Source organism: Saccharothrix longispora, assembly GCF_030852425.1.
Taxonomy (GTDB): Bacteria; Actinomycetota; Actinomycetes; order Mycobacteriales; family Pseudonocardiaceae; genus Actinosynnema; species Actinosynnema longispora.
Genome location: NZ_NSDM01000017.1, coordinates 111,420 through 126,227 on the forward strand (window position 1 = coordinate 111,420; position 14,808 = coordinate 126,227).

13 protein-coding genes are annotated in these 14,808 nt (G+C 74.5%); 7 read left to right on the forward strand and 6 right to left on the reverse strand.

Features of this window, described 5'->3' with window-relative positions; all coding sequences use genetic code 11:
• Positions 1–4 precede the first annotated feature (4 nt).
• The gene (locus CKY47_RS31515; protein ID WP_306750010.1) at positions 5–886 is read left to right on the forward strand and encodes an ABC transporter ATP-binding protein; all 882 of its coding nucleotides are present in this window, start codon (positions 5–7) and stop codon (positions 884–886) included.
• Positions 883–1,884: an ABC-2 membrane transporter-related protein gene (locus tag CKY47_RS31520; RefSeq protein WP_306749980.1), complete on the forward strand. Its 1,002-nt coding sequence runs from the start codon at positions 883–885 to the stop codon at positions 1,882–1,884. Before CKY47_RS31515 ends, CKY47_RS31520 begins: the two co-directional genes overlap by 4 nt.
• 37 nt (positions 1,885–1,921) lie before the next feature.
• On the opposite strand, the gene CKY47_RS31525 is transcribed toward CKY47_RS31520, so the two are convergent.
• Together CKY47_RS31525 and CKY47_RS31530 are read right to left on the reverse strand one after the other, a co-directional pair.
• On the reverse strand, positions 1,922–2,227 hold the full coding sequence (locus tag CKY47_RS31525) for an STAS domain-containing protein (protein WP_306749981.1): 306 nt from the start codon (positions 2,225–2,227) through the stop codon (positions 1,922–1,924).
• Positions 2,227–6,363: a SpoIIE family protein phosphatase gene (locus tag CKY47_RS31530; protein WP_306749982.1), complete on the reverse strand. Its 4,137-nt coding sequence runs from the start codon at positions 6,361–6,363 to the stop codon at positions 2,227–2,229. The genes CKY47_RS31525 and CKY47_RS31530 overlap by 1 nt, the downstream gene beginning before the upstream one ends.
• Positions 6,364–6,600: 237 nt before the next feature.
• On the opposite strand from CKY47_RS31530, the gene CKY47_RS31535 reads away from it, so the two are divergent.
• Positions 6,601–6,957, forward strand: coding sequence for an STAS domain-containing protein (locus CKY47_RS31535; protein WP_306749983.1), 357 nt, complete (start codon positions 6,601–6,603; stop codon positions 6,955–6,957).
• Here CKY47_RS31535 and CKY47_RS31540 read toward each other — a convergent pair.
• Positions 6,938–9,859, reverse strand: coding sequence for a hypothetical protein (locus CKY47_RS31540; protein WP_306749984.1), 2,922 nt, complete (start codon positions 9,857–9,859; stop codon positions 6,938–6,940). The two genes, CKY47_RS31535 and CKY47_RS31540, sit on opposite strands and share 20 nt — an antisense overlap.
• A gap of 287 nt (positions 9,860–10,146) precedes the next feature.
• Between CKY47_RS31540 and CKY47_RS31545 the strand changes: the two genes are divergently transcribed.
• The 4 genes from CKY47_RS31545 to CKY47_RS31560 all read left to right on the forward strand — a co-directional run bounded on the left by CKY47_RS31545 (position 10,147) and on the right by CKY47_RS31560 (position 12,597).
• Positions 10,147–10,680, forward strand: a complete 534-nt coding sequence (locus CKY47_RS31545) for an EF-hand domain-containing protein (protein ID WP_306749985.1) — start codon at positions 10,147–10,149, stop codon at positions 10,678–10,680.
• Positions 10,681–10,730: 50 nt separating this feature from the next.
• Positions 10,731–11,624 (forward strand): SAM-dependent methyltransferase, encoded by an 894-nt coding sequence (locus tag CKY47_RS31550; RefSeq protein WP_306749986.1) that lies wholly within the window; start codon positions 10,731–10,733, stop codon positions 11,622–11,624.
• 177 nt (positions 11,625–11,801) lie between these two features.
• The gene (locus CKY47_RS31555) at positions 11,802–12,224 is read left to right on the forward strand and encodes a VOC family protein (protein ID WP_306749987.1); all 423 of its coding nucleotides are present in this window, start codon (positions 11,802–11,804) and stop codon (positions 12,222–12,224) included.
• Between the two features lie 127 nt (positions 12,225–12,351).
• The gene (locus tag CKY47_RS31560) at positions 12,352–12,597 is read left to right on the forward strand and encodes a hypothetical protein (protein ID WP_306749988.1); all 246 of its coding nucleotides are present in this window, start codon (positions 12,352–12,354) and stop codon (positions 12,595–12,597) included.
• Between the two features lie 179 nt (positions 12,598–12,776).
• On the opposite strand, the gene CKY47_RS31565 is transcribed toward CKY47_RS31560, so the two are convergent.
• The 3 genes from CKY47_RS31565 to CKY47_RS31575 form a co-directional block, all read right to left on the reverse strand.
• A complete protein-coding gene (locus CKY47_RS31565; protein ID WP_306749989.1) occupies positions 12,777–13,736 on the reverse strand; it encodes a carbohydrate-binding protein in 960 nt (319 codons plus the stop codon).
• A gap of 203 nt (positions 13,737–13,939) precedes the next feature.
• A complete protein-coding gene (locus CKY47_RS31570) occupies positions 13,940–14,428 on the reverse strand; it encodes a GreA/GreB family elongation factor (protein ID WP_306749990.1) in 489 nt (162 codons plus the stop codon).
• A gap of 180 nt (positions 14,429–14,608) precedes the next feature.
• Entirely contained in the window at positions 14,609–14,803 is a 195-nt protein-coding gene (locus CKY47_RS31575; RefSeq protein WP_306749991.1) for a hypothetical protein, read from the reverse strand.
• Positions 14,804–14,808 lie beyond the last annotated feature (5 nt).

Genomic DNA, 14,808 nt, shown 5'->3' on the forward strand with positions numbered 1-14,808 from the left:
CGCGATGCTGCGAGCCCGGGGGCTGGGCAAGAGGTACCGGCGGCGCCAGGCCCTGGCGGACTGCACGCTGGACATCCCGGCGGGCCGCGTCGTCGGCCTCGTCGGCCCCAACGGCGCCGGCAAGTCCACGCTGCTCAACCTCGCGGCCGGCATGAGCAGCCCCACCACCGGCGAGATCGAGGTGTGCGGCGGACGGCCCGGCAGCGGACCGGAACAGCTGGCCAAGGTCGGCTTCGTCGCCCAGGACACCCCCACCTACGCGAGCCTGACCGTCGCCGAGCACCTGCGCCTCGGCGCCCGGCTCAACCCGGGCTGGGACACCGACCTCGCCCGTCGACGCGTCGAGCACCTCGGCCTCGACCCCGCGCAGCGGGCGGGGCGGCTCTCCGGGGGTCAGCGGGCGCAGCTCGCCCTGACCATCGGCATCGCCAAGCGCCCCGACGTGCTGCTGCTCGACGAACCGGTCGCCGCGCTCGACCCGCTGGCCCGGCGCGGGTTCCTCCAGGACCTGATGGAGACGGTCGCCGAGCACGGCGTGGGCGTCGTGCTCTCGTCGCACCTGATCACCGACGTCGAACGGGTCTGCGACCACCTCGTCACCCTCGTCGACTCCCGCGTGGTCCTCGCCGGGGAGATCGACGACCTGGTCGCCACCCACCACCGGCTCACCGGACCGCGCCGCGACCCCGCGACGCTGCCCGCCGACCAGCACGTCGTCGCCGCGAGCCACACCGACCGGCAGACCACGCTGCTCGTGCGCACGGAGTCGCCGATCCTCGACCCGTCCTGGACGGTGGGCGCGGTCGGCCTCGAAGACATCGTCCTCGCCTACCTGGAGTCGCCCTCCGCCGCGACGTCCCGCCCCGCCCTGGAGGTCCTCCGGTGACCTGGTTGACGCTGCGCCAGTTCCGCCTGTCCGCCCTCGCCGTCGTCGCCCTGCTGGTCGCCCTCGCCGCCGTGCTGCTGGCCGTCGGCAGGCCGGTGGTCCCGGCGACGGACCCGGGACTGTCCACGGACGACAGCACCTACTACTACCTGGGCATGGTCGCCCTCCACGTGTTCCCCGCCATCATCGGCGCGTTCTGGGGAGCGCCCCTCATCAGCCGCGAGGTGGAGAACGGCACCCACCGCCTGGTGTGGAACCAGGGCGTCACCCGCACCCGCTGGCTGCTCGCCAAGACCGGCCTGCTGGCCCTGGCGACGGTGGTCGCCACCGGGCTGCTCAGCCTGCTCGTCACGTGGTGGGCGAGCCCCGTGGACGCCATCGCCACCGAGAACGGCCCCGCCGCGCTCCCGATCGAACCCATGATCTTCGGAGCCCGGGGCGTCGTCCCGGTGGCCCACGCCGTCTTCGCCTTCACCCTGGGCGTCGCCGCGAGCGCCCTGTTGCGCCGCACGGTCCCGGCCATGGCGGTGACGCTCGTGCTCTTCACCGCCTTCCAGGTCACGGCCCTGAACCTGGTCCGCCCCGAACTGCTGCCGGCGGAGCAGGAACTCCGGCAGTTCTCCCCGCACGACACGACCCTCTACCTCGCCGGCGGCGACACCCCGCTGGAACTCCTCGCCCCGGTCCCCGAGCACTCCTGGGTGCTGGGGCAGCAGACCCTGGACCGGGCGGGCAACCCGACCGCCGTCCCCGCGTGGTTCCTCGACTGCCTGTTCCCGGGCGGCCTGGGCAACCCCACCCCGCCGCCGGCGGACCACCGCGAGAAGCAGGAGGCGTGCTACGGCCGCCTGGCCGACGAGGGGTACCAGCAGCGCGTCACCCACCAGCCGAACAGCCGCTTCTGGAGCCTCCAGTGGACCGAGACGGCGCTCTACCTGGCGCTGGCCGGCCTGCTGACGTGGTTCGCGCTGCACTGGACCCGCCGCCGCATCAGCTGAGCCGCCGGGGCCACCGACGGCGGGCGCGCCCCCGCCGCTACCGGTCCCCGGCGTCCCGGCGCGTGCGCACGGTGGCCACGGTCGCGAGCCCCGAGATCGTGACGACCGGTTCCAGGAGCGGGGCGACGACCAGTTCGAGGCGGCCGGCGCGGACGAACAGGGCGTTGAGCCCGGCGCTGTCCAGGTACTCGACCTCGGTGAGGTCCACCACGAGCCGGTCCGGCACGTCGTCCAGCGCGGCGGCGAAGGCGTGGGTGTTGCTCATGTCGATCTCGCCCACGGCCTTGAGGACCGCGGTCCCGTCCGGGTTCCGACCGGTGGTCAGGGTGAGGGGTGTGGTCATCACGAGATCCTCAGGTGCATGTCGACGGTGGTGCCCGCGGGGCCCGGGGTGATGGTCACGCGCTGCATGAGCGCGCGCATCAGGGCGACGCCCCGACCTCGGTGCTGGTCGAGGTCGGGGCGGGGTGTCTTCCAGCGGCCGGTGTCGGTCACGCTCAGGTAGAGGTCGCCGACGAGGGTCTCGGCGCGGAGTCGGACCGGGTCGTGCGGGGTGTGGCGGTGCCCGTGCTCGACGGCGTTGGCGCAGGCCTCCCCCGCGGCGATCAGGACGCTCTGCACGGTGTGCGGCGGCAGGCCGCACTGGTTCAGCCAGCCGCGCAGGGACTTGCGGACCGGCGCGAGCTGGGCCGCCTCGGCCGGGAAGGACAGGTCCAGCGGGGCGGGGTGGCGGTAGAGCAGGAGCGCGACGTCGTCGTCGTAGCCGTCGGCGGGCGCCAGCCGGGTCATCACCTGGGTGGCGAGGTCGTCGAGGGCCGTGTCGCGGCCCTCCTGGACGGCCTCCCCGGCCTGGTCGATGCCCGCGGTCAGCGGGCGGCGGCGGCGTTCGACGAGCCCGTCGGTGTACATCAGCAGGGTGGCGCGCGGCGGCAGGGTGCACTCCGCCTCCGGCCGCCGGGCGCCGGGGCGCACGGCCAGCGGGGTCGAGCCGCCGTCCTCCAGCAGCCGGGTGGTCCCGTCGGGGTGGGCGAGGATGGCCGGCGGGTGACCCGCGCGGGAGTAGACCAGGTGCCCGGTCCCGGGGTCGAGGACGCCGCAGAAGACGGTGGTGCACACCGCGCCGGGCACGCCCGCGGCGAAGTGGTCCAGGGCCATGAGGGTCCGGGCCGGACCGACGTCCTGGAGGAGCAGCGCGCGGCAGGCGCTGCGCAGTTGCCCCATGACCGCCGCGGCTTCCAGGCCGCGGCCGACGCAGTCGCCGACGACGATGCCGATGCGGCCGTCGGGCAGCAGGACGGTGTCGTACCAGTCGCCGCCGACCTCCAGCGGGCGCGCCGCGGGCTCGTAGCGGACCGCGAAGCCCTCGGGCAGGCTGGCCGGGCCCAGGATCGCGCGCTGGAGCGCGATGGCGGTCTCGCGCTGCTGGTCGATCTGGTGGGCGCGGGTCAGGCCCTGGGCGAGGTGCCCCGCCAGCAGCGACAGCAGGAGCTTGTCCTCGTCGGTGAAGGGGCGTCGGGGGTCGAGGTCGAGCCAGAGCACCATGGTGCCCTCGGGGTGCTCCATGGTGATGCCGGTGCCCGTGGGCCCCAGGCCGGTCTGGCTCAGCGCGGGGCGCTCGCGCAGCGCGCCGAGCGCCGCGCGGTGCTGCTCGGCGAGCCCGTCCCAATGCAGGCCTGCCTCGGTGCTGGTCAGCGCGGGCGCGTTCCGCTCGGTGAAGACGGCGGCGAGGACCCGGCGGGCGTGCCACAGGTCCTTGAGCTCGGTCAGCGCCCCGGACAGCGCCTCGGAAAGGCTGGTGGCCTGCGACATGCGCACGCTGAGCGCGGCCAGGGCGGTGTCGCGCTGGATGGCGTAGTGCTCGGCGGTGACGTCGCGGAACGTGCCCACGATCACGGCGCGGCCGGTGTCCGGGTCCTGGGCCTGGTTGAACGTGGCGCTGACCCACAGCCGGTGGCCGTCCCGGTGGGTCACCGGGATGGTGTAGCTCCCCTGGCTGTTGCCGAGCAGGGTGGCGAACGCCTCGGCGACCTGCCGGTGCGCCCCCGCGTCGGTGCCGGGCCACCAGGGGTGCTCCGGCGCGTACGGCAGGCCCTCCGGGCCGTAGCCGAGGATGTCGGTGAACGCGGTGTTGATCTCGACGACGGCGCCGTCCTCGTCGCAGACGAAGAACGCCTCCTGGAGGGAGTCGATCAGCGCGGTGCGCCAACGGGCGTGGTGGTTGCGCAGGCGGGACAGCTCCACGCTCGCCCGCACGCGCGCCAGCAGCTCGCCGGCGGCGAACGGCTTGACCAGGTAGTCGTCGGCGCCGGCCCGCAGGCCCTCGATGGACGCCTCCTGCCCGGCGCGCGCGGACAGCAGCAGCACCGGCACCGCCGCCGTGCGCGGGTCCTTGCGCAGCGCGCCCACCAGCGACAGGCCGTCCAGGCGGGGCATCATCACGTCGCTGACGAGCAGGTCGGGCTGCCGGGCGCGGACCGCTTCCAGCGCTTCCACGCCGTCGGTGACGCCGTGGACCGCGTAGCCGGCGTCGGTGAGCAGCCGGGTGAGGTAGTCGCGCATGTCGGCGTTGTCGTCGGCGACCACGACCGTCGCCGGTGACGCGGGACCGGACGCCGCCGCCGCACCGGTCGCCTCGACGTCGGGTCGCGCGCCGGGCAGCCAGCGCAGGGCCTCCTGCACGTACGGGTCGGTGGCGCCGGTCGCCGTCGCGGCGCCGGCGGGGGCCAGGGCGTCGGCGGGCAGGTGGTCGACGCCGAAGGGCACGCGGATGGTGAAGGTCGTGCCCTCCCCCTCGGCGCTGTCCGCCGTGATCGTGCCGCCGTGCAGGCCGACCAGTTCCCGCACCAGCGCCAACCCGATGCCGCTGCCCTCGTTGGAGCGGGAGCGGGCGTTCTCGATGCGGTGGAAGCGCTCGAACAGCCTGGGCATCTCCCGGGCGGGGACGCCGACGCCGGTGTCGGAGACGGTCACCACGGCCTCGCGGCCCTCGGCGCGCACGGAGACCCCCACCGAGCCGTCGAAGGTGAACTTCAGCGCGTTGCTGAGCAGGTTGAGGACGACCTTCTCCCACATGCCGCGGTCGATGCGCACGGGTTCGGGCAGCGGTGGGCAGTCGACCTCCAGGGCCAGGCCGGCCTTCTCCACGGCGGAGCGGAAGACGCTGGCCAGCTCGGCGGTGACGGCCGACAGGTCGACCGGCTCGTAGTTCGCCCGCATCCGGCCGGCCTCGATGCGGGAGAAGTCGAGCAGGGTGTTGACCAGCTTGCCCAGCCGCAGCGCGTTGCGGTGCACGAGTTCCAGCTCCCCGCCCGCGCGGGGGTCGGACTGCGCCAGCCGGTCCCGCAGCTCCGCCACCGGACCCATGATCAGGGTGAGCGGGGTGCGGAACTCGTGGCTGATGTTGGAGAAGAACGCGGTCTTGGCGCGGTCCAGCTCGGCCAGCTCCTCGGCCCGCCGCTGCTGCGCCTCGTAGCTGCGGGCGCTGGCGATGCCCGTCGCGACGTGCCCGGCGACCAGGGCGAGGAAGCCCCGGCAGCCCTCGTCCAGCGGCCGGTACCGGTTGAGCCCGACCACCACGAACCCGTAGGGCGCGCCACCCTGCTGCTGCAGCGGCACCACCAGCGCCTGCACCGGTGGCGCCGGCCAGGCCCCGCCCGGCAGCGCGGTGAACGGCTCGCCGTCGAGCTCCACCAGCGCCGTGTCCCCCGCGGCGGGCGCCACCACCGGCCACACCGCGCCCTCGTCGTCGGCGGGCAGGGTCCCGGGCGCCATCGGGTGGTCGGCGGCGACGCCGGTCGTGCCCGCCAGCCGCGCCGAGCCGTCGTCCTGGAACAGGTAGGTCAGGGTGAACGGCAGGTCGCGCGGGTTGCGCTCCAGCTGGCGGCAGGAGAAGGCCAGCGTCTCCTGCTCGGTGCGCACGGCGCTGGGGTCGGAGCCCAGGTCGCGCAGCGTCGCCATCCGCCGCTCGCCGATGATCCGCTCGGTGTCCTCGCTGACCACGCACAGCATGCCGACCACCGCGCCGGCGTCGTCGCGCAGCGGGCTGTAGGAGAACGTGTGGTAGCTCTCCTCCGGGTAGCCGGAGCGCTCCACGAACAGCAGCAGCGCCTCGTCCCAGGTCGCCTTCCCGGTCGCCAGGACGGTGTCGATGCGCGGGCCGATGTCGCCCCAGATCTCCGCCCACACCTCCCGGGCGGGGCGGCCCAGCGCCCACGGGTACTTCCGGCCGAGCGTGTCGCGCCGGTAGGCGTCGTTGCAGAAGAACGTCAGCTCCGGTCCCCAGGCCATCCACATGGAGAACCGGGAGGACAGCAGGATGCTCACCGCCGTGCGCAGGCTCTGCGGCCAGTCGGCCGGCGGCCCCAGCGGGGTCGCGGCCCAGTCGACCGAGGCCAGGTCGCCACCGACGCCCTCGTCCGCGGTGAACACGTCGAACCCCAACGCCGTCGGCTCGCGCCCGGCGTCGTCGGAACCTGCCACTGGGATTCCCTTCACGCACGACGGCCGCGGTCGGAACTGTTGCCTCAACACCCCGCGGTCGCCCGTCCACCGCCACCACGAGGGTCCGGCGGCGTGGTCCGTAGGATAGGACAAACGCGCCGGGCACCAGCAGGCCGGCAGGTGGCTGTCGGAGCGGGAGCACCCGGGGACCGACGAGGGCGCCGCACCCCCGGCGCCACGCGTCGACCACGACCACCACACCACGCAGGAGACCCGGTGACCGAGCAACTCCTCACCGTCACCACCACGTCCCACCCGGCGGGACCGCACGTGCTGCGGGTCAGCGGCGAACTCGACCACCACACCACCGAGCGCCTGCGCGAGGCCCTCGACGCCGTGCCGGCCTCCTTCGCGACCGGCATCGTGCTCGACCTGACCGACCTCACCTACTGCGACTCCACCGGCATCACCGAGCTGATCACCGCCCACCAGCGCACCCGGGCGGCGGGCCACTCCTTCGACCTGGTGGGGCTCAACCCGGACCTGATGCACGTCTTCCGCATCATCGGCCTCGACCAGGTCTTCTCGTTCCACCCCACCGTCGACCAGGCGGTCAGGGCCGCGCGGTCGTAGCGCCGGACCGGCGGCGCGACCCGAGCAGCAGGGCCGCGCCGAGCAGCACGGCCACGCCGCCGACCAGCAGCGCGACCACCGGCAGCCCGGTCGGGACCTCCAGGTGCGCGGTGATGCCGAGGATGCGCGACAGGCCCCACGGCAGCAGGGCCGACTGGTCGTTCCACGCGGTCAGGGCGCGTTCCAGGCCGACCGCGGTCACCACCGCGCCCAGCACCGCCAGGGGTGTCCCGGCCGCCGCCAGCACGCGCCCGGCCGCACCCGCGCGCCCCACCTCGCCGCGCAGCGCCGCGTACGCCGCCGCGAAGACGCCCAGGAACGCCGCGACCGCCACCGCCACGTACACCGCCCGCCCGGCCGGAGCGGTCCAGAACCCGAACCAGTAGGCGCCCGGCCCGCGCACCGCCAGCACGCCCAGCAGCAGCACCGACCGCAGCAGCGCCACCGCGCCCACCGCCGCGGCGACCCGCGACCGGGTCGGGCCGCGGGTCGTGGACCGCAGCACCAGCGCGAACAGCGCCCACGCGACCAGCACCGGCACCAGGTGGGCGGGCGCGGCGAACCACGTGAGCACCGCCCGGCTGAGCACGACCGCGGCGGCCGGCACGACCCAGACCAGCGCCCGGTCCGCGCGCGAGGCCTCGACCCGCCGCCACGGCCCGGTCAGCGCCCGCGCCCACGGCCTGCGCCACCCCAGGGCGAACGCGAGGGCGAGTCCCAGCAGCACGCCGCGCGCCGCCCACGCCATCGGCTCGTCGCGGGCCGCCCTGTCCAGGCCCAGGTCGGCCGCGGTGAGGTTGTAGGCGGGCAGCTCCAGGTCGTCCCCGTAGCGGCGCAGGTGCTCCGCGCGCAGGGTCCCGTACGCCGCCCGCGCGGCCCTCGCCCCGTCGCGCGCGCCGGGGTCGCCGGTGTCGAGCCACTGGGTGTGGCGCAGCGCGGCGGCGCGGTAGGCGGCCAGCACGCCGAACAGGTCCACCTGGTAGTCGAGGGCGGCGACGAACCGCTCGCGCAGCACCGGGTCGCGCCAGCCCGCCGGGTCGGTCGCACCGACCAGCTCGCGCATCCGGCGGGCCGTGCCGGTCGCCGCCGAGCCCTCCGCGACCGCCTCGTCCACCCGGTCGCGGCCCACCGCGTAGACCGTGCCCCAGGTCGCGCTGTCACCGGTCGGGATGTCCCACTCGAAGATCCACATCATCGGCGGCGGCTCCAGACCCAGGGCGCGCACCCGGTGCCGGGCGTACGGGCCGACGTACAGGCCGGTGGTGATCGCCTCGCGCGACAGCGCCAGCGCGCGGCACACGGCGTGCACGACGTCCGGGTCGTGGGAGAACGTGCGGCGCACCCAGTCGGCCGTCAGGTCCGCCGGGTCCTGCTCCGGGTCCCGCGCCAGCCTGCCGACGACGTAGGAGTTGAGGTCGTAGAGCTGCCAGAACCCGGTCCTGAGGTCCAGCACCCGCGGACCGGCGAGCAGCGGGCCCCCGCCCTGGCGCCACGTCCACACCCCTTCGACCCGGGGGTTGGCCAGGAACGCGCGCAGCGCGTGCCGGTGCAGCTCGCCCATGTCGTCGGGCAGCGCGCCCAGGCCCTCGAACTCGCGGCGGGACTGGAACTCCACGATCCGGCGGTGCCGTCCCACGAGCAGGGTGTCGTTGAGCGGGAGGTGGCTGTAGAAGTCGCCGAGGGCGTACTTGGTGGACACGATCAGCCGGTCGTCGTGCAGCCCGCCGAGGACGCGCTCGTAGGCGTCGCGGCTGGTGTGCAGGTCGCCGACCTCGCCGATGCCGACGCTCCACGTGCGGAAGACGATCTCCCGGTCGTGCTCGGCGGCGACGGCGAGGAACGCCCGCAGCATCGCCCGCACCGCCTCGGGCGTGGTGACCGCGATCTCCGAGGTGTAGTCCCAGCCGGCGAACCGGTAGGCCGAGCCGCCCTCGCCGATCCGGATCATCATGCCGTCCACGTCGGGCAGCCGCTCGAACACCTCCGAGAGCGCCGCCCGGTAGACCCGCCACAGCCGCTCGTCCTCGGTGCGCAGCCCACCGACCTCGCGCTCCAGGAAGGACCGCAGCGGCGGCGAGAGGGCGAGCATGTCGGTGGACAGGTACACCTCCACGCCCATCTCGTGGGCGTACCGCCAGACCGGGCCGAACGCGGCGGTCATCGCCTCGGCCCGTTCCGGGTGCGGGTCGCCGGCCGCGTGGACGCCGAGCCCGTCGAACGTGACGTACTCCAGGAAGCCGGGCACGACCACGGCGTTGTACCCGTCGGCCAGCGCGTGGTGCACCAGGTCGCGGAACTGGCGGGATATCCCGTCGACGGCGGCCTGGTCGACGTAGGGCGCGTCGGGCAGCACGGCCGCGCCGACCACGTCGGAGTTCAGCGAGTAGTCGGCCCCCCCGGCGAACCGCGCCGGGTCGTCGGGCAGGCCGACCGAGCCGAGGTCGGTCAGCCGCAGCCCGAGCCGGGGCGCGACCACCCGCCCGTCGGCGACCACCTCCGCCCCGGCGCGGATGCGGTCGGCCACGGCGTACAGGCCGGCGGCGACGCCGTCCGGCGTGCTGCCGACCACGACCGGCCCGGGGTCGAGCCGGTACGCCTCGTCGGGCAGGCCGGGCTCCAGCCTGGCCTGGAGCTGCCCGGTGGCGCCGGTGGTCGGCCGGGGACGGCCGCGCTCGACCAGGGCGTCGGCGACGGCGGTGGCGGCGAGCCGCAGGCGCGGTTCGTCCGGGACGCCGATCGAGGCGATCCCCGGCGGCGGGGCGAGCGGTCGCGGAGCGGCGGCGACCGGGCGTTCGACCGGGACGTCGGCCGGTCTCGCGGTCACCCGCAGCGCGTCGTCCACCTGCCAGGCCACGACCCCGCCGAGCCCGAGCAACGCCAGCACCGCGGCCACCACGCGCACCCGGCCATCGTCACACGCTCCGCGCGCCACGCCATCCCCGGTATGGCGGCATGAACCACCGGATCGGGCGGGCATCACCACGTTCGCCGGGGGTTCGCCCACCCACAGGGGGCTCTCGACACGATCGGGTGTGGCACGGCGACGGTCGAACAGGGGCAAGGAGGTGGCCCGCCGACAACGCTGCGCTGCGCGCTCCGGTCCCGCGCCCGCCGTCCGACCGGACGGCGGACGCGCCGTGGCACAGTGGCCCTCGGCCACGTGATCGGCACGACGGAAGGACCACCGCGATGCAGACCGAGGCGCAGGCCCGGGTCGGGCTCGTCTTCGACCTCTTCGACGTCAACGGGAACGGCCGGATCGAGGCCCGTGACTTCGAGCTGATGGCCGGGCGCGTCGACGCGGCGGCCACCGGGTCCGGCGACGCGGCGCGCGCAAGGATGACGGCGGCCTTCCGCCGCTACTGGGCGACGCTGGCCGCCGAACTGGACGTCGACGGCGACGGCGCCATCCCCCTCGACGAGTTCGTGGCGTGCGTGCTGTCACCGGAGCGGTTCGCCGACACCATCGCGGAGTTCGCCGAGTCGCTCGCCGAACTGGGCGACCCGGACGGCGACGGCCGGATCGAGCGGCCGCTGTTCGTCGCGCTGATGACCGCGATCGGCTTCGACCCGGCGAACACCAACGCGCTGTTCGACGCGTTCGGCCCCTCGGAGGCCGACGAGGTCGAGGTGCGCACGTGGACCGAGGCCATCGAGGACTACTACCAGCCGGACAAGGCGGGGACCACCGGCGACCTGCTCGTCGCGGGCCCCACCGGTTGAGCGGCCTCGCGGCCGGGCCTGGCACGAGTGGCGCGAGGAGGGACGACGGGGTGTCCACCACCGAGGACGGGGTCGACGTCGGGGTCGGTCGGACGGCGCTGATGGTCGCCGCGGCACGGGCGATCGAGACCCACCGCGCCGACTCCCTCGCCGAGGACCCGTACGCCGAGCACTTCGTGCGCGCGGCCCCGGTGTCGGCCGGGTGGCCCGTGCGCCCGGAGGAGGTCCCGGACGGCGACGCCGACCCGCTGTGGGGCCGGCTGGCCCGCTACTTCGGACTGCGCACGCGGGTCTTCGACGACTTCCTGCTGCGCTCCGCGCACGGCGGCGCGCGCCAGGTCGTGCTCTTCGGCGCCGGCCTGGACACGCGGGCGATGCGCCTGGACTGGCCGACCGGCGTCACGGTGTTCGAACTCGACCGGGCGCCGGTGCTGGCCTTCAAGCAGCGGGTGCTGGACGGACTGGGCGCGCGGTCGCGGGCCGCGCGCGTGCCGGTGGCCGTCGACCTGGGGCACGACTGGGCGCCGGCGCTGGCCGGCGGCGGCTTCACCCCCGGGGTGCCGACGGCCTGGCTGGCCGAGGGCCTGGTCATGTACCTGACGCCCGAGGCCGAGCAGCGGTTGGTGCGCACCGCCGACCTGCTCTCGGCGGGCGGCAGCACGCTGGCGTACGAGACCAAGCCGCGCCCGACGTCGCCCGCCATGGTCGCCGACCAGCTCTACACCGGGACGCGGGCGCGGCTCGACATCGACCTGGTCGCGCTGTTCGACCCCGGTCCGCGCCCCGACTCGGCGGCCGACCTCGCCGCGCGCGGCTGGTCCGCGACCACCCGCACGCCGTTCGACTTCACCGCCCGGCACGGCCGCGGCCCCGCACCGGAACCCGACGACGTGCTCGCCGACAACCGCTGGGTGTTCGCCGAGAAGCCGCCCGCCTCCGGGTGACCGGGGCAGGGAGCGGGTGCTCCCGCCGGTCCGGTCGACGGAGCGCCCGGAGAAGAGGCCTCGCGGCCGTCCGGCGACAACCCGGGGACGAACGCCCGGAGAAGAGGACACACCCTGGCCGGTTCCCCTGCGACCGTCGTCCCCGTCAGACGAGTCAGCAGGTTAAGGAGTACGGCCTTGTCCCTCACGACCACGATCCACCTGAACTTCCGCGGCGACGCCCGCGCGGCGCTGGAATCCTACCGGTCCGCGTTCGGCGGCGACCTCACCGTCGTCACGTACGGGGACGCCGGGAACGCCCAGGAGGAGTCCGAGGCCGACCAGGTGATGTGGGGCCAGGTGATCGCGCCGAACGGCTTCCACGTCATGGCCTACGACGTGCCCTCCCGGATGGCCTACGACCGGGGCGAGAACGCGTTCTTCGTCTCCCTGCGCGGCCAGACCGCCGAGGAGGTCACCGGTTACTGGGAGAAGCTCTCCGAGGGCGCGACGGTCGTGGTGCCGATCGGCCCGTCGGGCTGGGCGCCCGCCTACGGGATGCTGCGCGACCGCTTCGGCGTCGTGTGGGTCCTCGACGTGGTGAGCGGGCACAACGGGTAGCGCGCCCGCGGGTGGGGCGTCGAACCGGTCAGGAATCGAGAAGCACGGGCCGGTCCGACGCCCCTGGCGTCGTGGTCCCGGAATCGCGCCGGACGCGTCCCGGGACCGACGACTCCGAGGAGTTCCCATGAACGGCAGCGAGGGCGGCAACGGCGGCGCGAAGGTCCGCCGGTTCCACCGCCGGGTGTCGATCGCCTTCACGGTGACCGTGATCGCCTGCTTCGCCGCGATCGGCCAGGCGGAGTCGGCCCCCTGGGTGTTCCACCTCCCGCTGCCCCCGCTCGTCCTGCTGCTGTTCACGGGCCTCTACCTGTTCTCCCTGCCGCACACGAGGAAGTGGCGCGCCGGACGGGGTGCCGTCCGTCCGGAGTGACCGGTCACTCCGGTGGGGCGCCGGGACTCCGACGCGGGCCGGGACCTCGTGGGTCGCGTGGAGGACCGCCGGGTCCACGAACCGGCCGGTGTCTCCACGCGACGACTCCTCCGAGGATCACCCAGGCGCTGCTCGCCGGGCCGGGCGGAATCGGGTCACGCGGTCCGGCCCGGCGGGTGTCAGTGCGTCACCTGCCAGTGGCTGTTGGCCGTCTGGAGGGTGAACGACAGGCCGTAGCAGCCGAAGTCGGTGCTGTTCACGCTGCCCGGCGGTGTCACCGACGAGTTGCCCGTGGTCAACGCGCTCCACGTGCCGCCGACCTTGATCTGCAGGTTGGCGGCGTGGTACTGGGTGCCGTAGGTCTCCGTGCAGTAGTAGCCCTGGCCGGTGGCGGAGTTGTACTCGGTGTAGACCTCGAACATGTCCCAGCCGCCGTGCGTCTCGCTGAGCTTGGCGGTGTCGGCGCTGGTGAACAGCGCGTCCCAGGACGAGGTGGTGTAGTTGTACAGGTAGGCGGTCCAGGAGTTGGTCACCGCGTTGGTCTGCACGTCCAGCACCGTGTAGGCGGGCAGCCCCTGGAACGGCGTGGTGTAGGTGCTCACGAAGCTGGAGTCGATCCAGGCGACCGCGGCGAACCCGGGAGAGGCCGCGCACCAGTCCCACGCGCCGACGCCGTTGCCGCCCTGCCAGTAGAACGTGGTCACCTCGATGCAGGACTTGCCGCTCGGGACCAGCGTCGGGGCGTACACGATGTCGGGGTTGCCGGGCGGGATGCTGATGCCCGGGTTGATGGAGTGGGTGGCCTGCGCCCCGTCGGACGAGACGTTCGGGAACGCGCCCCACACGACGTGCAACGCGCCGGCCCACGGCGTGATGGTCGTGGTGCCGGAGGTGCGGGCGGCTTCGCGGGACGCCTCCCGCTTGCGGAGCCGCTCGTCGACCATGGGCGCGGTCGCGGTGCGGGCGGCGTCGCCGCGCAGGGCGGGCACGGCCCGGTTGCTGACCGGGGAGTCGGGTGACGGAGCCGCGGCGACCGGTTTGTCCGATGTGGACGATGAAGCGGCGGCGGGCGCGAGCAGCGCGCCGGCGACGAGCAGCGCGACGGCTGCCCCGCGTAACAGGGGTGATGACGACGACATGGCCACGGTTGCCCTTTCGACAGGAAATCGGCTCACCGCAGGGAAGAAGCACGCGAGTGACGCACGTAGGTGCCCCCCCAGGACACTGCGGTACCCCTGAGCCTGTCGAGGACCCGTGATCTTGGCTAGAGGTCAATCGGCCGCTTGTCCTCCTCCGCCCGCCGACCACCGCACCGGCGGGCGCGGTGGTCGGCGGGGGCGCGTCAGGACGCGCCGGCGGCACGGTGGTGGCCATGGGGCACGGCGTCGAGCAGGGTGACCCGGATGGTGTTGCCGTTGGGGGCGCGGTAGGTGCGCTGGTCACCGGGGCGCGCGCCGGTGAGGGCCGCGCCCAGGGGCGAGTCCGGGGAGTAGACCTCGACGTCGCCGTGCTCGACCGCGCGCAGGCCCAGCAGGAAGGTCTCGACGTCGCCGGTGTCGTCGTAGCGGACGGTGAGCACCATGCCGAGTTCGGCGACGCCGTCGTCGGGCGGGTCCTGGCCGACCACGGCGACGTTGAGCAATTCCCGGATCTCGCGGATGCGCTCCTCGCGCTGCCTGCGCGGCACCGCGCCGCGCTCCCCGGCCGCGTCGGTCTCGTCGTGGACCGGCGCGGCACCTGCCGCGAACAGGCCGGCGAGCTCGGTGCGCAGCCGCTGGTGGGCGTCGGGGCTCAGCCAGACGCGTCGGGTGCCGGGGTGGGTGCTGGTCATGGTGGCCTCGTGGTCGTGTGCTCGATCGGAGGACCGCTCGCACGGGTCGTGCGGACGGGTGGGTGCCGTCAGGGCGGCCGGGAGGGGCGGCGCCGCCCTGACGGCGGTGGTGTCCGCGGTGCCGGGTACTCGTTCGGCGCCGGCTCCTCGGACGGGACAGGTGGTCGATGGGGCGGGTGGTCAGCGGCGGGAGGCTCCGGTGGCGCGGCGGCCGAGGATGACCTCGAGGTCGTGGGCGTAGTCGGTGGCGATGCGGGTGAGCACGTCGCGCTGGACGCGCAGGAAGGCGTTCTCCGCTCGCAACCAGGTCAGCTCCTCGCGCTCCTCGTCGGTGAGCGCGGCGCGGCCGTCCGGGACGGGGTCCGTGGTGTCCATGCGTT